This window comes from Thermococcus paralvinellae (genome assembly GCF_000517445.1).
Taxonomy (GTDB): domain Archaea; phylum Methanobacteriota_B; class Thermococci; order Thermococcales; family Thermococcaceae; genus Thermococcus_B; species Thermococcus_B paralvinellae.
The window spans coordinates 701,636-719,102 of record NZ_CP006965.1 but is presented as its reverse complement, the minus strand read 5'-3'; the positions used below and the strand labels follow the sequence as shown (position 1 = coordinate 719,102).

Genomic DNA, 17,467 nt, shown 5'->3' with positions numbered 1-17,467 from the left:
GATTGTGATTTTTAGTTTTGTGGTGAGCAAATGCTAGAAGTCAGAAAGTACATAAATTTAACTGAAGACCTCTTTGTTGTCAAAAATTTGATAGGTGCACTTCTTCAGGGCATTGGACTTGCATATTTGATTCCTCCTCTTATAGCGTGGTTTTATCCTGATGAGATTATGTATATCTATTACTTCGTTATTCCTGGTATAATAAGCATTCTTCTTGGTGCATGGTTGGGAAGACATGTTAAGACGATTGAAGATGTAAATTTAAGGCAAGCTATGATCTCTGCTGCATTTGTCTGGCTTTTTGCATCTTTTATTAGTGTTGTTCCATTTATGAAAATTGCCCATATGAGTTTTGTTGATTCATATTTTGAAAGTATGTCTGCTTGGACTGGAACTGGGCTCACTATGATGAGCAATCTTGAAAATTATCCTCACATACTCCTCTTTTGGAGAGCATGGATGCAGTGGTTGGGTGGAATTGGTATCGTCTTAGTTGCTCTTACAATTTTAATCCGCCCAGGAGTAGCAGCTGCTCGTCTGTATAAGGCGGAAGCAAGGAGCGAGAGAATTTTGCCCAATTTAGCTAACACTTCCAAGATAATCTTCCAAATATATGCTGTTCTGACACTTCTTGGAATTTACCTCTACTACATCAATGGAATGCCTCTTTTTGATGCAGCTATTCATGCAATGACTGGTTTAGGAACTGGTGGTATGAGTTCTCATGACTTAAGTATAGGGTATTTCAACAGCTTAAGTATAGAAGCTGTAACTATCTTCCTTATGATTATGGGTGCTGTAAACTTTACAGTGCATTACAAGATGTTTAAGAACCGTAATATAAGACACTTTTTTGAGGATATTCAGGTAAGATACATGTTCGTATTTCTAATTCCAACAATAATTCTGATAGGCTATTCTCTGATAACTTGGAACCACATGCAAATTGCTAAAGCATTTAGAGAAAGTATTTTTCATGCTGTCTCTGCTATAACTTGTACTGGATTTTCAATTGATGATCTCTCAAAGTATCCAGAGCTTGCCAAGCTTTTAATTGGATTTTTAATGGTCGTTGGGGGTGGTGCAGGAAGTACAGCAGGTGGTATAAAATTAATTAGAATCACGTTAACATATGAGAGCTTAAAATGGACAATCCAACAGGCAATCCTCCCAAAGGGAGCTGTTATTAAAAGGAAAGTTGGAAACTACGTATTCTCTGAGGAGGAACTTCAAGAGGTGTTTAGCTTTACGATGACATACTTTGCATTCCTTTTGATAGGCACTGTATGGATTATGGCGAGACTTGGAGTTTCTGTTGCCAATGCCTTTTTTGAAGTTGCCTCAGCCCAAGGTAATGTTGGTTTAAGTGTTGGCATAACTTCACCGGGCCTCCCAGTGGACGTGAAGATACTGCTAATTCTTCACATGTGGATTGGGAGACTAGAAATATTCTCAACATTGGTCTTTATAGTAAGTGCTTTGATGCTTATTCCAAGACTCGTGGAGAGAGGGTGAAATGCTGATAAGGGTTGAAGATGTAAGCTTTCGATATTCAAGGGGTAAGGGGTACTCCCTAAAAAACATAAATCTTAAGGTTAGGAGAGGGGAGTTTTTGGGAATTTTAGGAGCTAGTGGGAGTGGAAAATCGACCCTTTGTTTGACCTTTAATGGGATTATTCCCCATTCAATAAAAGGTGAATTCAAAGGGAATGTCTATGTAAAAGGCTATAATACAAAAGAGACGAGTGTTGCAAAGCTTTCTACAATTGTCGGTCTTGTTCTCCAGAATCCAGATTCCCAGCTTTTTAATATGACAGTTGAAGAAGAAATCGCTTTTGGTCTTGAAAATCTTGGTTTGGACACTGAAGAAATAAAGAGAAGAATCCGATGGGCATTAAGAATAACGGGTCTTGAAGGTCTTGAGAATGAATTTCCCCCTAATCTAAGCGGGGGTCAAAAACAGAGATTGGCCATTGCAAGTGTCTTAGCAATGAGGCCTGAAGTTCTCGTTTTAGATGAGCCAACCTCTCAACTTGACCCGCTTGGCAAGGAACAAGTTTTAAGCTTGATAACACTGCTGAACAAAGAACAGGGGATCACTATAATTTTGGTTGAACACAATACTGAGTACCTTCTAAGCTTTGCTGATAGAATTATAGTTCTTGATAAGGGAGAAATAATCTTGGAAGGAAAACCAAAACAAGTATTTGAAGAGGTTGATGTTCTTAGGAGACTTGGAATTAAAATACCAGCGAGTGTTAAAATTGCCCATGAATTGAAAAATAGGGGGATTCTGAAAGAGGTTGCTCTTGATGAGAAAGAGCTTGTAAATAAACTAAAAATACTTACAAAAATCTAAACTTCTCTGAAGCTTTCTATTAATCCTGATATGGCCATATCCTTTGTATGAGCATACCAAATGTTTTTATCAGATTTCAGAACCATTTTTCTTTAACTTTTCAAGTAGAAGTTCTAAATACGATTTTCTCTCAAATTTTTTGACACCAAGTACTTCTAGAATTTTGCGGAGCTTCTTAACTTCCTCTTCAATGTTCTCATTATCTTTAATGAGCTTTTCTATTTCAATGAATTTTCCCAGACCCTCAACTTCATCGAGCGTAATTGTCACGCCTTTCTCAACATAGTACTTTTCTCTGACTTTCACAATAGTCAAGACCTCTTTAAATCCGAGGGACGTAAGTAAATCGGAATATGCGTCTACATCGCTTATTGGGACTTCTATTTCTTTCCGAGTTTTTGACATGTTGTCTAGCTTAGGCCCCTTATACGTCAGAAATGCCTCAAAATGTCCGTTAAAACGTTTTATCCTGATTCGTAGAGCTTCATCGGTTTTGGAAAAATCTCTGCATGGATGCTGGTAGTAAATGTCCTCATGCGTTTCTTTTCTCATGAATTTAAATCTTTCTCTAACTTTTTCAAAGATTTTGTCATTGGCATATCCTTTGAGTTCAACTTCAATCATCTAAATACCCCCTAAGCTTTTTTATGCAATTATCACAATAGTCTCTACCTTTAAAATCCGTATCAAGGATTGAATTGGAAAAATGCATGACACATTTAGGATTTGGACAGTGCTCAAGACCAAACACATGACCCAACTCATGCATAACCTCCTTTATTGCCCTATCCATCAATAGCTTCCCCTTTCTTTCCCCATAAAACTCAGGTTTAAGTCTGTAAAGAGATACTATCGCTGCTTTTGAATATGGACTTGCAAGCCCAAATATGAAGTTTAAGCCCTCCTCATATAAATCAACATCTGTTATTCCCACGATAGCTTTGGCTCCAAGCTCATTACGGATTATTCCTAAAACAGGAAGAAAAACTCTTCCTAAAAACTGGCCCCTAATTTCATTGTATCCTGTAGAAAACCTATTTATGCTGATTTTTGGCAAAGAGGTGACCCCTAATCCGAATTTTGAATAAAATTGCCTAACATAATTAGCAACAGCTGTAATCACTTCCTTTTCTACTTCCCTTGCAACTATGGGAATCAGTAAGATTCCCGTCATTTTTGTCCCTCAAGAAATCTTTGGATGAATGCTAAAAAGTCTTCAATTATAGCTAAATACTCAGGCATGTTTTTAAAGGCTATCTCATCTTGTATAAGGTCATAGTTGTAAATCAGAACTTCTCTAAGCTGTATCAAAAACTTCAGTTTTTCCTTAAGGCTATCATCTATTATTTTTGCCTTGTGAAGATTTCCAACAATATCATCGTATCCGACCACTATGCCGAGCTCAAGACTGAAATTTATTTCGTTACATATATCCAGAACATTTTGGATTGCAAACTCAAGCTGCTTGTATATTCCATCTTTCTCAAGCCCCATCTGCAAAAACTTCTCTAAAGAGCCTGGGAGATTTTCCCGAATAATTTTCAAGCTCCTATCAATTAGTTCCTTTTTATGTTGAATCCTGCCGTCCAAATTAAGCACCGATAGTAATTCTGTACTGAGAAAAGATAAGGCTTTTGGAGAAAAGAAAAAATCAAGGTATCAAATCCATGGGTCTGAGCTCCTCGAGGAAGTGCTTAGCCAGCTTGATTGCGTTATCAACATCTCTCGCATCAGCCAATTCAACTTGTGAGTGCATGTATTTTATTGGAATGCTCAAGACAGCAGTTGCAACGCCTTCTCTGTTAATCTGCATAATGTTTGCATCTGTTCCTGTTGGCCTTGGGCTTGGCTCAACTTGGAGAGGAATGTCATATCTCTTAGCGACCTCTTCAGCGAATGCCCTAACTTTTGGATTTATGTTTGGACCAACGTCCATGACAGGGCCTTTGCCGAGTTCAACAACAATTTTGCCCTTATCTCCAGGCTGTTTGGCAAAAGTTACATCCATAGCAATTCCAATCTCGGGGTCAATTGCATAGCTCGCAACCCTTGCACCTCTCAATCCAACCTCTTCTTGAACACTGGCAACAAAGTATATGTCCGCTTCGTGATTTTCAACAGCCTTTGCGGCTTCTATCATTGCATAAAGGCAAATCCTATCGTCAAGGTATGGGGAGGCAAATCTGTTCTCTGTGAGCTTTGTAAATGCCGGGGCAAATTCCATAACTGTTCCAACTTTAATCCCCATCTTCTCAGCTTCTTCTTTTGAATCTGCACCAACATCAACCACAATTGTGTCCCACTCTGCAGCTTTCTTTCTCTCTTCAGGTTTTGTTAAGTGCGGTGGGATATGACCAACGACTCCATAAAGTTCTCCGTTCTCTGTGAATATTCTAACTCTTTGAGCGACTAAAGTCCTTGGATCAACTCCACCAATTGGGACTACATGAAGATAGCCATCCTTGTCAATGTGGTTAACCATCAGACCTATCTTATCCATATGTGCTGCAATCATTATTTTTGGTCCGCTTCCCTTTTTGTGAGCGATTACGTTACCAAGTTTGTCAATTTTGATTTCATCAACGTAATCTTTCAAAGCCTCAATAACTACATCTCTAATTCCCAAAAACTCGTAGCCACTTACACCTGGAGCTTCAACAATTTTTCTCAAAAGCTCAAAGTCTACCATTCTCAACACCTCGTTTAAATTCTTATCTTAATGTGATTAATTTTACTTAAAAGGTTTTAGCTTTGTTTTCTTCGTATTAAGAGTGTGAAGAGATACAAAATGGCTATGAGGAACAGAATCCGCAGGTAATGTAATGTGTTCATTTGTTCATTGGTTTGTATATGTGAGGAAGTTCTATGGATAGTGGAAGGTTTGGAACTTGTCACTGAAGAAGTTATGGAAACCCCACTATCTCTGCTTTTCGGAATTTTTGCTGTTTTAAAGCGCTCAACTGTAACTTTATACTCTTTTGTGTTATTACCAAAGCTAATCAAAACTGTGTGGTTGCCTGTTGGGACAGGAATCTTTAGTGGTGTATATGAGTAAATATAGTTATCAACTAAAACTATTGCTCCTTTTGGAGAGTCAACCTCAATGTAACCGTAGGTGGAATTTCTTAGCCAATGATGTGGAGTTATGACAGAGGTTTTGTTTTCATACACAGCAACATGATAAACCAGGAATTTCCAATCTTCACTCCAACTCCCAAAGCCTACAGTTACACTGTGGTTTCCAACAGGCAATTCAACCTCAATTGGAGCTCTACCAATCTTAACGCCATCTATCTTAACTGAAGACCATGAAATTGTTTCTGCAACTCTGAGATAACCAGTCTTGAAAATTGCCTCAATTGTGTGTGTTTGATTCTCTTTAACAAAAATGATGAACTCTTGTTGCTGGTTGAAAGCTCTAACAACAACTCTATGCTTTCCTAAAGGAACTGAGATAAACGCAGGCGTAATTCCTTTATTAACCCCATCAACAATAATATCTGCTCCGATGTTTGAGCTAACATTCAAGTATCCACCAGGAAAATCTTTGTAGATGTAAAGATGTCCACCTACTACATCAAAAGGTCCAGCATTATCCATCGGCTGATCATTTGCAAAGTAAGTGTATCCTTTGGTTCCAACAACTAAAGTGCCATCTGATAAAATTACTGCTGCTCCAACAGGCTGTTCAAATCTTAAAGTTTCAACTATTCCATTCTGCCTGACTACCTCTACAACACCATAAGCTTCCTCTCTCGGCTTTGTTATTATCCTTGAGCTCCCCCAGTAGCTTACTCTGATATCCTCAGGCAGAGTGTAATTCTTTGTTAGATTTACCCCAATTTTTAAAAGAGGCTCTGAAAAGCACGGTTTAGTTAAGTAAAAAATCACTAAGCTGTTGTTTACAATATCAATGGTAAAAAGGTCGCACTCACCTTGGCAATCTTTCACTGGAATCTTCTTCACGACCCCGCTTCCATTAAAAATGTATAAAACCCTAAATTCATCCCATCTTCCTTCAATACATCCAACTGGGATAAAGTAGTTCCCAAAAATTGCTATGCTACATATATCACCATGAAGATCATAGTGCTCAACTTGGAGATAAACTCCATTTACCATGTTGGATAAAAGGAGCAGAGAAACTAAAACAAATAGTGCTATCTTTCTCACATGGTTGCACCAAATATATTTTAAGAATGTCCCCTTAAAACTCTTATGGCAGCATAAAAGGTAAAATCAAAGCAGAACCTGCAAAAAGGCCTCTTCTTCAGGCTCAAGTTCCTCAATCTCCCACACAACTTTGTTCCCGTCAATGCTAACTTTGCCTTTTGTTGCTCTTGCATCCACAGCATTTATCACCCTTTCATATTTGAAGTTCTTAATGCCTCTTAACTTTGGAGCTTTAACTTTAACAAAATAGTACTTGTCAAGCTGCTCTTCAAGTTTTATTGGCATGAAAAATGCAGCGTATGAGGTAATTCCGAAAAGCACTGCAGATAGCAGGAGAATTATGAGCAAGTAATCATAATCTTTTTTCGGTTGTTCAACTTGAGTAGAGGTTTCATTAATTTGAACAGGAGTTGGAGTTGTTATGATTATTGTTGTAGTTGATTTTTTCTCATATTTAGGCTTCTCAATGTTTATGCTTACTTCAGACCCAATGTATTTTGAGCTCTCAGCTTTTATTGTAATCAATCCATAACCAATTTCATTTAAGCTTATTTTTGCCTGTCCATTTTCATCTGTTACTGCATAAGCTTTGCCACTGGGTCCTATTGCCTCAATACCGACATTAGAAATTTCTTTTCCAGTATCATCTTTCACATGAACAATTAGTGTCTCATTTTTCTGCTCCAGATCGATGAAAATTTTCTTCACTTCAACAAAGGTCTCAACAATCTTGCCATCGAGATTGAGTTTTATCTTATAAACCCCCGGCTCTTTGATTTCATATTTAACAAATCCATATGAATCCGTTTTGAAAAGCATTCCCTTAATTTCGACTGAGATATCCTTAACTCCATTATCCTCTTTATCTACAACTCGCACATAAATTATCCCATTCTTAAAGTATGCCTCGTAGGTGAGGTTTCTCCTATATACAAGGAAACTCCTTGTGAGCGTCTTTGTGATCCCACCGAACTCTGCTCTCAATATAATTGTATATTTCCCAACTTTTGGCTTTGGTAAAAAGACTGTGTATCCCCATTTCTCTTGAGGATTTATGTAGGTTACCCAAGAATTTTTCTTCAGCAAGCCTTCTTCAGAATACAGTTCATAGCTTATCGTTCCAACTATGACTACATTTGAGAGGGATCTAACTACAAGAGTTGCCTCAATGTCATTGCCATAGAGATATTTGTCCTCAACTTGAATGTCAAGCTTATAATCAATGACTGTAAGAACCCTAACCTTTATTGGTTTTTCAAAGAGCAAAGAACCAACACGACCAACTATCTTCAAATCATATGTTCCAGATTTTGCATCCTTGATATAAATTGTTAGCTCAACGGTGGCGTTCTGATTTGGATCGAGTTTAGATATTGCAGCCATAGTGTACTGGAGCCCTTTAACAAGCCCTGATATATAGATTGTTATGTTATAGGCAGTCTCATTTCCAGCATTCCTAACTGTAACAGGTATTTTTATGGTATCTCCAGGCTTACCTTCAAAATATTCTTGAGGAACACTTATCACAATGATAGGTTGAGCTTTTACCAATGGAATGACAGGAAAAGCCAATATAAAAATGAGGACAATAGCGACCCATCTATTCACACCTGATCACCTTATCCAAGGACCGTTGTTTTTCAATCATTTCATCAAACGTTGATCCTTTATATTTTGCATCTCTCAAGCTTATCTTATAATTTTTGCCGTTTTTTACTAGCTGATTTGGATAAATAAAATACCATCCGTTTTTTATGAACTTCACGGCAATGACAGCTTTACCTCCAAATTTCTCCGCAAAGTTAACTAGCTTATCTATGTCTTCTTCATTAATGTAGAGTTTTTCTCCTTTAGTACTTTTAACCTCGATACAGAGATAAATCTTCCCATTTCCAGCAACTATATCCACTTTTTTGCTTCCAGCAGAGCGGATAACGGCAAATCCTTCTTTTTCGAGCATCTTAATGAGTTCCCTTTCAGCACTTGCACCTTTTCTGTACCTCATACCACTCCCTCAATTTTCCGCAATTATTAGTTAAATATGTTGGTGAAGATTTATAAGCTATGTTGAAAAGTTCAGTTTGGTGGTAAAGATGGCGATTTATGAGTTTGAAGGAAAGAAACCTAAAATCCATGAGAGCGCTTTTGTTGATGAAAATGCTGTCATAATCGGAGATGTTGTTCTTGAGGAGAAAACTAGTGTTTGGCCATCAGCTGTTCTCAGAGGAGATATTGAGCAAATTTATATTGGAAAAGGCTCAAACATCCAAGACAACGTCAGCATACACACATCACATAGGCAGCCGACAATAATTGGCGAGTATGTGACTATTGGACATAATGCAGTTGTTCACGGAGCAAAGATTGGAAACTATGTCATCATAGGAATGGGAGCTATTGTTCTCGATGGGGCAAAAATAGGGAACCATGTTATCATTGGAGCTGGAGCACTAATTCCACCAGGAAAAGAAATTCCAGACTACAGCTTGGTTATTGGAGTTCCAGGAAAAGTAGTCAGGCAACTTAGCGAAGAAGAAATAGAAATGACTAAGAAAAATGCCGAAATTTATATAGAGCTCGCTGAAAAGCATCTTAAAAGCAGAAAGAAAATAGAGTGATGCTAAATGCTAATTTACAGGGTTATTTCCCACGTTCCTCATATTTTATTCAAGCCCGCTTATGATTTGTATGAGCGCTATCTTCTGGAAAAAGTCAAATCAAGTGGTAGGATTCCCAAGCATGTGGCTATTATTATGGATGGTAACAGGAGATGGGCAAGAAAGCTCGAGAAGCCTCCTTGGTATGGGCATCTCTTTGGCTCCAAGAAGCTTGAGGAGATTCTAGAGTGGTGTAGAGAACTTGGTATTAAGACACTAACAGTCTATGCATTCTCTACTGAGAACTTTAAGAGAAGTCCAGAGGAAGTCAATGCCTTGATGAATCTTTTCGAGCAGAAATTTAAGGAGTTAGTGCACGATGAGAGAGTTCACAAGTATGGCATAAGAGTCAATGTTATCGGGAGAAAGGAACTTTTGCCAAGAAATGTTAGAAAGGCTGCTGAAGAAGCAGAGAGAGCTACAAGAAAGTATAATAATTATACCCTTAATGTGGCTCTTGCATATGGAGGAAGGAGTGAAATAGTGGATGCAATAAAGAGGATTGTTGATGACATAGAAGATGGGAAAATAACCAAAAGAGACATTGATGAAGAGCTTTTGAAGAAGTATCTTTACATTCCAAATATGCCCGACCCTGATATAGTAATAAGAACGGGCGGTGAGATCAGGATAAGCAACTTTTTGCTTTATCAAATTGCCTACAGCGAGCTCTTCTTCGTTGATGTGTACTTCCCGGAGTTCAGAAAGATAGACTTTCTGAGGATAATCCGCGAATATCAAAAAAGGGAGCGAAGATTTGGAAAGTAAAGCAGAAAATTTGGACATTTGTTTAGTTATTTTGTATTCTTGAATTCTCGCAACTTGAGTAGCTAAATAAAAACTACCACACCATAATTTTTGGGTCTAAATCATATGGGAAGCGAGCTTTAGAGGGAAACCAAACTATTGACCTTTTCGTTAGAAAAACTTTGGTGGGCCCGCGGGGATTCGAACCCCGGACCTCCACCTTGTCAGGGTGGCGTCATAACCAGTCTAGACCACGGGCCCGCCCAAGTCTGGTGGACCGGCCGGGATTTGAACCCGGGGCCTCCGCCTTGCCAAGGCGGCGCTCATCCCAGGCTGAGCTACCGGCCCACCCGCCAAATTATAGACGTTAAAGTGAGTTTATAAAGTTTTCGCCTTAGATATAGCCGAACCTTTTTAAAACATGCAGTATTCCTTCAGCTCCTCCTTCTCCGTAGGGTTTCTTGGTTACGTAATCTGCCTTTTTCTTCAGACTTTCTGGAGCCTGAGCGACAGCCACTCTATATCCAACAACCTCAAAAGCATCCAAATCGTTCTCGCCATCTCCGATATGAGCAACTTCACTTGGCTTAATACCCAAGATTTCACAGGCTTTCTTTATCCCATTGCCTTTATTGACCCAGGGTTGCTTCACGTGGATTGCATATCCAGAATCAACAGCAACTAAATTCAATCCAAGCTTCCTTATGAGCTCTCTAACAACTTCAACAGAAACCGTCCTCCTTAGAACAAGTCCCGCTCGCCTTTCACCATATTTCATCGTGTGAGTCATTTCTGCCTCAGGGTAGCGTTTCTTAAGCTCGCTCCAGAGTATCATGCACTCTCCCATGTCCCCAAGATAAATGCGATTATTTCCCCTATGATCTGCAACTACTCCACCATCTTCAGCTATTATTGGCCCTGTTGTTCCAATTAAAATGCTAGCGCCCATTGCAAAGCCTGCAGTATTTCCTGTTACAAGCATAACTTTGACTCCTAAGCTTTCAGCTAATCTAATAGCCTTAAGAGCCTCTTCATGGAGTCTTCTATCTTTATAGGTTATTGTTCCATCAATATCCACCGAAATAACTTTAATCATTCAAATCACCTCAATAGTCCTTCATTATCTCTCTCAAAACGCTTGTAGCATAAACCCCTTTAGGAAGGAAGAACTTAAAAATTATAGCATCCTCTTCAGGAAGGGTTTTATATTTAAATCCCAAAGGCTTTATTAAAAGCTCTCTTCTTCCACCAGGCTCAGCCAAGATTTTTAGGCTTTTCATTTTGAATTCTTCTAGGCTTATTTCTTCCTCTTCAAGTATCTCCCTCTCTATTTTCCCTATTTCTCCGTCTGCTAAACGGGAAGCAAAACCAAATATTGGGCCTGTAACCATTGCCTCTCTTTTTTTAATTTTTTCATTTACCAGTCTTAGTGTTCCTTTTGTGACCTTGAAGGTTTTGCTCCTCAAAGGAATCCCGTGCTTAACTTGACAGACAATATCGCCTATTAAAGCCTCATTGAGAGGTAAACCTTCCTCAATTCTCCTAGAGAGCGCCTTATTAAATAGGTATGACTGATACGAATGTATGAAAATTCTGAGAATCGGTCTCGGCAGGACTGCAAACGCCTTTTTCCAGCTTCCGGTCTCTTTATAACGATAGAGCATTGCTCTCTCGTATCTCAAGAATTTTGGAAATTCCTCTAATGCTCTCTCAATATCCCTAGTTTCTAAGAAATTTTTCCTTGCCTCATCTCCTTCCATCTCTCCAGTATATTCGCCTAAAAATTTAATTGCAGCTTCTTCGAACTGACCTTTCAACAGAAGCTTCCCGATTTCATGGTTTACAACCCTTTTCTCCCCAAAGCGCTGATATCCAAAATAATTTGGAAATCCACCTTTGGATTTAAGTTCAGATACTATTTCCTTTGTTCTTTCAAAGGCTTTTTCAATTGGTAAATCTGGCTCCCTAATTATGATTTTAAACTTATTCCCAACCAACATGCCAAGCTTTAATGGTTTGCCATAACCAACAAACTCGAGTTTTATGTCTTGAATTTTCAAAGAGTCGAGCTTTTCTTTTAGTGTGGTATCACAAATGCTGATATATTGGACTGTAAATGCATGTCTGTCTTTTGTTCCGGCAAATCCAATATCCTTATAATGAATTCCAATTCTTTTTGCGATTTCTTTTATAGCTGCCATTGTTTCCCAATTCTTCTTCTTGAGTTTGTAGATTAAGCAAGGTCCCCTACTGATCAACCTTTTTGGAACTACCTCAACTACTACAAAATCCTCAGGTTTCTGTTTAATTTTTCCTCCAATGCCTGGAGTTTCACTCAAATGCTTAAATTGTCTGAAAAACTCTCGGTAGTCCATTTATACCACTCACAACAGCTTTAAATGTCCCGTAACTTTATCGACAAGCTCTTCAGGTGCAGGCCCAATTGCTAGGCAAGTTATAGTCCCAGGGGGAATTTCAGTTAATCCGGCATCTCTGATAAGGGCAGTTGGTATTCCAAGCTTCTCTGCCTCCGCTTTTAACTCAAAGAGCTCCTTTTCATTCTGAGCTTTTACAACTACTTTTTTCTGTCCTTCATGAAACCATGCTTTGAACCATTCTGGTTTCTCCTTATATGCCTTAAACGCTGCTGTAACTGCACCATGGGCAACTTGAACTGCCAATTTTCCCTTGCTGAGCTTTAAATCTTGCCTAATGATCATAACTTGCTTGTACTTGAACATGTTTCATCCCTAAAATAGGGGGAGAAAAAGAGTATATAAAGGTTAAGAAAAGTTCAGAGAACTTCCTCTTTTTCAACTTCTGAAGTCTTAACTTCTTGTTCTTCCTCCTCTTTTTTTGGAAGCCCTCCAGGTCTCTTCTTTCTTCTCTCTAGCTTATCCTTAACAATTTCATACTTGTTCTTGTAGTTTACTGTCATGGCTCCAAGAACAACAACTAATATCAGCAGAGTCACTATTAGAGGTGTTCTGTAATCGGGTTTCTTTGGAAGATAGTTTACCGTAACATTCTCAATAGCCTGTGCAAGCGGCATTGGGTCTTTTAAGGTACTTAAAGTCTTCTTTATATAACCAGGAAGTTCTTCTGGTTTTGGATACACTTTAACAATGTTTTCTTTAACAATAACCTTTGGTGGGATTGAATTAACAATCACTAAGTTGCCAAAGTACTTCTCGTGCCAATTGCCAAGTGGGTCTTGATATTTGAGCTTTGCCCCTATGATTGAAACTGCTTGCTTGAGAATAATGTATTGTCCTTCAACTATTTTCTCCTCTCCAGCTTTTATATCTCCAATTTTAATTGTAGTCTCTCCATCAATGCTGTCTGGTAAGATAACTTGAAGAGTTGCGTTCTTTATAAATTCAAATTCAGGATTTCCTTTTGCGGCAGATATCTTGAATCTAAGCTTTATGCTCTTTTCTTCTGTTGTAATGTAATTGCTCCAAGTTCCGTTGAAAGCTTCTGCTGAAAGTGAAATCTCAGGAATTGAGTACACCACAATTCCCTTGACCTCGTTTGAAGTTACAATCTTCTTCTGTCCAGCTTCATTGTAGTACTCCACTTTCACCTTTCCAAGGTCATACTTACCAACTTGGGTTGGCTTTAAGGTATACACCAAGATAGGCATCTTTGTAAATGAATCGAGAGTTTTCAGCGACCATGTTCCAATTCCGCTTTTCAGTTCAAAGTTGTTTGGTAGGGGCGCAATTACTTTTACGTCAAAGGCTTTACCTCTCCCCTGGTTTTCAACATTCACAAATACTATTAGCTCTTCACCGTTGAGAAGCATTTCTTTAACGTTTGTGCTTAAATCCACTTTGATTTTGGCCTCTCTAATTATCGGCGGGACCTCTGCACCGCTTGGGGCATAAATTTTAATGTGAGTTCTGTTATATAGCTCAAATCCATCCGGAGGTATCTCAACTCTAATTGGTGCTTTTTTACTTGTATAACTGCTTCCGGATCTCACTGTAAAGGTCTCTAACGGCTTGTTGTTCTTATCGAAGAGGCTCAAACTTGAGTAATATCCTATAGAATTAAGCCTGAGCTTGTAGGTTGTTGAATTGTAATTTATTGTGAGTATTTCTCCAACATACAAGATGTCATTGTATACCAGTTCTGTTGGCTCAACTACAGTTTCTGTAGGAGTTTCTTCTGCTGTTGCCTTCTTTATTTCTAACTTTGTCGCAGCATATTTTGGAACGTAGATATCAACTGTGACATAATTGTTATCCACTGAATCCTTCAAGAAAACGAAAACATATGGATAGTATGATACCCCATCAGTTAGCTTATAAGCAATTCCAAACCCGTCGTTTTCATTAACTGTTTTAGTTATTGTTGTGTAGGGCAAGTAAATAGTGAATTTTGCACTTGAACTATATGCATCAACAAGCTTTATCTTTATACTAGGAAATCCTGTTGGAAGAGTATATGATTCACCTTCATTGAGTTTTTTGCCTGAAGCAATTTTAATTAGGGGAGAATCAATTGCAATTAGGATTGTTTTCTTATCTACTTGAGTCCACTTTAATGTAATCCTTAAGAGAGGATTTGTAGAGCTCGGATAGTAATAACTATCCCCCAATCCTAGAACGGCTGTTCCCTTTTTGACACCATTCTCGTAAATGTCCAAAGCTGCCTTCGTCCAGTATGGGTCAACGTCAGTGAACTTGATTTCATATGCTCCAAAAACAACAGAATCCTTTAAACCAAGCTCAATTAGACTTAATCCTGCGTATTCTGGAACAGATACGGATTTTACAGCTGGAGCTGTTGATAAAAGCAACAATCCGATCAACATTAAAGCCATCCTTCTCATATTCTTCTCCTCCAAGGACTTATTAACCTAAATTGAAAAAGGGCAAAGGAGTATAAAGCTGTTATGGTGTCAATCTTTTTCTATCTCTTGGGAATAATATAACCTCTCTGATATTACTCAAGTTTAGCATCTGCTTAATTAGTCTTTCAGCACCTAGGCCGAAACCTCCATGTGGTGGCATTCCATATCTAAAGGCCTTTAAATAGAACTCAAAGCTCTCAACGTTTAATCCTTTCTCCGCTATCTGCTGCTTAAGAACTTCATAGCGGTGTTCTCTCTGACCACCAGAGGTTATTTCGACACCTCTGTATTCTAAATCAAATGCTCTTGAAATCTTTGGATTGTCGTCATATTTCATAATGTAAAATGGTTTGGCCTCACTTGGATATTGATAGATGAAATACAGATCTTCATCATAGTTCTCCTTAACGTATCTGCCGAGGAGCTTCTCTCCCTCAGTATCTATATCCTCTCCCCAAGGGATTTCTTTGCCTAAATCTTTGAGAATTTCAAGTGCCTCCGTATATGTTATCCTTCTAAATGGAAGCTTTGGCTCTTCGAGTTCAAAGTTGAGGATCTTAAGTTCTTTCTCATTGTGTTCCCTTACATAGTTGATTGCATATGCTACTAAGCGTTCTAGTACTTGCATAACTTCATTCTCATTCTCTATAAAGGCAATCTCCGCATCAATGCTCCATGCTTCATTTAAATGTCTTGTAGTGTTGTGCTCCTCCGCTCTAAATATCGGAGCAATTTCAAAAACTTTGTCCAAACCAGAGGCCATCATTATCTGCTTGTAAAGTTGTGGAGACTGAGCTAAGAACGCATCTTTTTCAAAATATTTCATAGGGAACAGCTCTGTTCCACCTTCTGTGGCGGTAGCTATAATTTTTGGAGTGTGTATCTCTATGAAGCCCTCGTTATAAAAGAACTCTCTCACGGCTTTAAAGACATTTGAACGGATTTTGAAAATTGCCATGACTTCCGGCTTTCTTAAGTCAATAAAGCGGTTGTCTAATCTTGTGTCTAGCTCTGCTTTAACTTTTCCTGTTGGATCAAGTGGGAGAGGTGTTTCAGCCTTTGAGAGAACTTCAAGCTTTTCGGGTATTATCTCAAATCCTAATTTAGCTTTGGGTGTAAAGTTCACTATCCCCTCAACAGCAACAACATCTTCGCTATTTAGCTTTGGAATTAATTTGAAAATCTCTTCACCAACTTTCTTTTTAGGAGCTGTTACCTGAACAATCCCTTCCCTGTCCCTAATCCAGAGGAACTTAATTCCTCCAAGGTCTTTGACTTCGTAAACCCAACCCGCAACTTTAACTTTTTGTCCGTTAAGTTCCTCAGTTATTTGACTTGAATAGTGGGTTCTATACATTTTCAAACCTCCAAAAAGAATAAAATTCAAATGAAAGTAATTTTGGCATCTTTCCCTGTGATTTGGGTCAAGATGTTCTCCAAAACCTCAGGTTTCTCTGGAAGCTTGTTCTTATCTCTCTGGAGAACTAAGACCTTGTAGTACTGTCCACCGTTTGGCTTGTAGACTACGTTAACCCCAAATATGCTTGCTGGATAAAAGAGGTCGGTTGCAAGTTTTTTAACGTCGTCTGTTCCTTTAATTTCCCTACCTTCTATTACCCTAATCCTTTTCCCTAGTTCCCTCATGAGAAGCTTGATGTTCTTTCCACCCTTGCCAATTGTAAGCGGAACATCTCCCTCGCCAACCATGATTACGATTAAGTCACCAGCTTCAACAGCTCTCTTGAACTCTATGTCCGCATCCCCCAAGAGCTTGTAGAGCAATCTTGCAATTTTAACGTCAAGCTCAGAAATAACCCCCTCCTGCAGCTTTTTTTCATCTGCCGGACATAGAATGTCGTCAGTTTTCAAACAAACCTCACAGATTGGTGCTTTCATTTGCTCACCTCCTATTTATATTGAAAAATGAACATAACAAGCTAACACTTTTTTGTGAGAGTTATTTAAAAACCTTATCATGACTAAACTTTGCCCAAGCAAGAAAGATGGAAGGTAGAAAAGAACATCAAGGGAGTAATTAAAGTTCCCCCTCGATTTCCTTCCTAATTCTTTCTATAAACTCCTCGACATATTTGTGTCTTTCAAGTGCTATTTCTTTAGCAGTTTTTGTATACATCAAATCTTTAAGCTTCAGAATTTTCTCCTCAAAGTGCTTAAGGGAATACTCTATGCTCCTTCCATGTTCACCGGAATACATGAAGACCCTCGCAATTCCTATTGCTCCTATTGCGTCAAGCTTGTCTGCATCGCTGAGGATTTTTGCTTCCAGTGTCTGTGGTTCTGGCGGTCTTGAAAAGCGATGAGCTTCAATTGCATGGGCAACTTGGTCAGCTTTTTCATATCCCAATCCTTCAAGGAAGCGTTTAGCGATTTTTGCTCCTTCTTTGGCATGATCGTCAATTTTCCCTTTGCTTTCAAGTGGTCTTGCTATATCATGCAAGAGGGCAGCTAAGGCCAAAACTTCCAAATCTGCATCTTCTTTCTCTCCAATATGCATGCAGAGTGCAAGAACTCTTTCAGTGTGTGAAAATCCATGTGTGCCTTCCCTTTCAAAAAAGTTTCTGGCAAATTCTTCAGTCTTTTTGATTATAGCTAAACTCTTTTCATCTTTTATGAATTCTTCGATTTTCATCTTGATCACCCGACGTTTTG

At 38.6% G+C, this 17,467-nt stretch carries 18 protein-coding genes and 2 tRNA genes; 4 read left to right on the top strand and 16 right to left on the bottom strand.

The window, feature by feature from the left end:
- Positions 1-30: 30 nt before the first annotated feature.
- Together TES1_RS04040 and TES1_RS04035 are read left to right on the top strand one after the other, a co-directional pair.
- On the top strand, positions 31-1,515 hold the full coding sequence (locus TES1_RS04040) for a TrkH family potassium uptake protein (RefSeq protein WP_042680454.1): 1,485 nt from the start codon (positions 31-33) through the stop codon (positions 1,513-1,515).
- Between the two features lies 1 nt (position 1,516).
- Positions 1,517-2,359 (top strand): ATP-binding cassette domain-containing protein, encoded by an 843-nt coding sequence (locus TES1_RS04035; protein WP_042680452.1) that lies wholly within the window; start codon positions 1,517-1,519, stop codon positions 2,357-2,359.
- 69 nt (positions 2,360-2,428) lie between these two features.
- On the opposite strand, the gene cyaB is transcribed toward TES1_RS04035, so the two are convergent.
- From cyaB to hjc, 7 genes are all read right to left on the bottom strand, one after another.
- On the bottom strand, positions 2,429-2,983 hold the full coding sequence (gene cyaB, locus TES1_RS04030; protein ID WP_042680449.1) for a class IV adenylate cyclase: 555 nt from the start codon (positions 2,981-2,983) through the stop codon (positions 2,429-2,431).
- Positions 2,976-3,533: an archaemetzincin family Zn-dependent metalloprotease gene (locus tag TES1_RS04025; protein WP_042680447.1), complete on the bottom strand. Its 558-nt coding sequence runs from the start codon at positions 3,531-3,533 to the stop codon at positions 2,976-2,978. The genes cyaB and TES1_RS04025 overlap by 8 nt, the downstream gene beginning before the upstream one ends.
- Positions 3,530-3,949, bottom strand: a complete 420-nt coding sequence (gene hepT, locus TES1_RS04020; RefSeq protein ID WP_042680445.1) for a type VII toxin-antitoxin system HepT family RNase toxin — start codon at positions 3,947-3,949, stop codon at positions 3,530-3,532. Before hepT ends, TES1_RS04025 begins: the two co-directional genes overlap by 4 nt.
- Before the next feature lie 61 nt (positions 3,950-4,010).
- The gene (locus tag TES1_RS04015) at positions 4,011-5,048 is read right to left on the bottom strand and encodes a lysyl aminopeptidase (protein WP_042680443.1); all 1,038 of its coding nucleotides are present in this window, start codon (positions 5,046-5,048) and stop codon (positions 4,011-4,013) included.
- 56 nt (positions 5,049-5,104) lie between these two features.
- Entirely contained in the window at positions 5,105-6,532 is a 1,428-nt protein-coding gene (locus TES1_RS04010) for a PEGA domain-containing protein (RefSeq protein WP_042680441.1), read from the bottom strand.
- A 66-nt stretch (positions 6,533-6,598) separates the two neighbouring features.
- Positions 6,599-8,140 (bottom strand): CARDB domain-containing protein, encoded by a 1,542-nt coding sequence (locus TES1_RS04005; RefSeq protein WP_042680439.1) that lies wholly within the window; start codon positions 8,138-8,140, stop codon positions 6,599-6,601.
- Positions 8,133-8,537: a Holliday junction resolvase Hjc gene (gene hjc / locus TES1_RS04000; RefSeq protein ID WP_042680437.1), complete on the bottom strand. Its 405-nt coding sequence runs from the start codon at positions 8,535-8,537 to the stop codon at positions 8,133-8,135. The genes TES1_RS04005 and hjc overlap by 8 nt, the downstream gene beginning before the upstream one ends.
- Before the next feature lie 88 nt (positions 8,538-8,625).
- Between hjc and TES1_RS03995 the strand changes: the two genes are divergently transcribed.
- Positions 8,626-9,150, top strand: a complete 525-nt coding sequence (locus tag TES1_RS03995) for a gamma carbonic anhydrase family protein (RefSeq protein WP_042680435.1) — start codon at positions 8,626-8,628, stop codon at positions 9,148-9,150.
- A gap of 6 nt (positions 9,151-9,156) precedes the next feature.
- Entirely contained in the window at positions 9,157-9,957 is an 801-nt protein-coding gene (uppS, locus tag TES1_RS03990; protein WP_042680433.1) for a polyprenyl diphosphate synthase, read from the top strand.
- Between the two features lie 162 nt (positions 9,958-10,119).
- Here the strand turns inward: uppS and TES1_RS03985 are convergent.
- The 9 genes from TES1_RS03985 to TES1_RS03945 form a co-directional block, all read right to left on the bottom strand.
- Positions 10,120-10,197: transfer RNA gene (locus tag TES1_RS03985), tRNA-Val, on the bottom strand.
- Between the two features lie 9 nt (positions 10,198-10,206).
- A tRNA-Ala gene (locus tag TES1_RS03980) sits at positions 10,207-10,284 on the bottom strand.
- A gap of 46 nt (positions 10,285-10,330) precedes the next feature.
- Positions 10,331-11,032, bottom strand: a complete 702-nt coding sequence (locus tag TES1_RS03975; RefSeq protein ID WP_042680431.1) for a phosphoglycolate phosphatase — start codon at positions 11,030-11,032, stop codon at positions 10,331-10,333.
- A 10-nt stretch (positions 11,033-11,042) separates the two neighbouring features.
- A complete protein-coding gene (truD, locus tag TES1_RS03970) occupies positions 11,043-12,311 on the bottom strand; it encodes a tRNA pseudouridine(13) synthase TruD (RefSeq protein WP_042680429.1) in 1,269 nt (422 codons plus the stop codon).
- Positions 12,312-12,320: 9 nt separating this feature from the next.
- Positions 12,321-12,677, bottom strand: a complete 357-nt coding sequence (gene pth2, locus TES1_RS03965) for a peptidyl-tRNA hydrolase Pth2 (RefSeq protein WP_042680427.1) — start codon at positions 12,675-12,677, stop codon at positions 12,321-12,323.
- A gap of 53 nt (positions 12,678-12,730) precedes the next feature.
- Entirely contained in the window at positions 12,731-14,776 is a 2,046-nt protein-coding gene (locus TES1_RS03960) for a COG1361 family protein (protein ID WP_042680425.1), read from the bottom strand.
- Positions 14,777-14,837: 61 nt separating this feature from the next.
- Entirely contained in the window at positions 14,838-16,154 is a 1,317-nt protein-coding gene (gene aspS, locus TES1_RS03955; RefSeq protein ID WP_042680423.1) for an aspartate--tRNA(Asn) ligase, read from the bottom strand.
- Between the two features lie 26 nt (positions 16,155-16,180).
- The gene (locus TES1_RS03950) at positions 16,181-16,693 is read right to left on the bottom strand and encodes a KH domain-containing protein (protein WP_042680421.1); all 513 of its coding nucleotides are present in this window, start codon (positions 16,691-16,693) and stop codon (positions 16,181-16,183) included.
- Positions 16,694-16,832: 139 nt separating this feature from the next.
- On the bottom strand, positions 16,833-17,447 hold the full coding sequence (locus TES1_RS03945; protein WP_042680419.1) for an HD domain-containing protein: 615 nt from the start codon (positions 17,445-17,447) through the stop codon (positions 16,833-16,835).
- Positions 17,448-17,467 lie beyond the last annotated feature (20 nt).

Bases quoted from the DNA above. Each gene is read 5' to 3' on its own strand.
- TES1_RS04040 (WP_042680454.1), top strand. From the start codon at position 31: ATGCTAGAAGTCAGAAAGTACATAAATTTAACTGAAGACCTCTTTGTT.
- TES1_RS04035 (WP_042680452.1), top strand. From the start codon at position 1,517: ATGCTGATAAGGGTTGAAGATGTAAGCTTTCGATATTCAAGGGGTAAG.
- cyaB (WP_042680449.1), bottom strand. From the start codon at position 2,983: ATGATTGAAGTTGAACTCAAAGGATATGCCAATGACAAAATCTTTGAA.
- TES1_RS04025 (WP_042680447.1), bottom strand. From the start codon at position 3,533: ATGACGGGAATCTTACTGATTCCCATAGTTGCAAGGGAAGTAGAAAAG.
- TES1_RS04015 (WP_042680443.1), bottom strand. From the start codon at position 5,048: ATGGTAGACTTTGAGCTTTTGAGAAAAATTGTTGAAGCTCCAGGTGTA.
- hjc (WP_042680437.1), bottom strand. From the start codon at position 8,537: ATGAGGTACAGAAAAGGTGCAAGTGCTGAAAGGGAACTCATTAAGATG.
- TES1_RS03995 (WP_042680435.1), top strand. From the start codon at position 8,626: ATGGCGATTTATGAGTTTGAAGGAAAGAAACCTAAAATCCATGAGAGC.
- uppS (WP_042680433.1), top strand. From the start codon at position 9,157: ATGCTAATTTACAGGGTTATTTCCCACGTTCCTCATATTTTATTCAAG.
- TES1_RS03975 (WP_042680431.1), bottom strand. From the start codon at position 11,032: ATGATTAAAGTTATTTCGGTGGATATTGATGGAACAATAACCTATAAA.
- truD (WP_042680429.1), bottom strand. From the start codon at position 12,311: ATGGACTACCGAGAGTTTTTCAGACAATTTAAGCATTTGAGTGAAACT.
- pth2 (WP_042680427.1), bottom strand. From the start codon at position 12,677: ATGTTCAAGTACAAGCAAGTTATGATCATTAGGCAAGATTTAAAGCTC.
- TES1_RS03960 (WP_042680425.1), bottom strand. From the start codon at position 14,776: ATGAGAAGGATGGCTTTAATGTTGATCGGATTGTTGCTTTTATCAACA.
- aspS (WP_042680423.1), bottom strand. From the start codon at position 16,154: ATGTATAGAACCCACTATTCAAGTCAAATAACTGAGGAACTTAACGGA.
- TES1_RS03950 (WP_042680421.1), bottom strand. From the start codon at position 16,693: ATGAAAGCACCAATCTGTGAGGTTTGTTTGAAAACTGACGACATTCTA.
- TES1_RS03945 (WP_042680419.1), bottom strand. From the start codon at position 17,447: ATGAAAATCGAAGAATTCATAAAAGATGAAAAGAGTTTAGCTATAATC.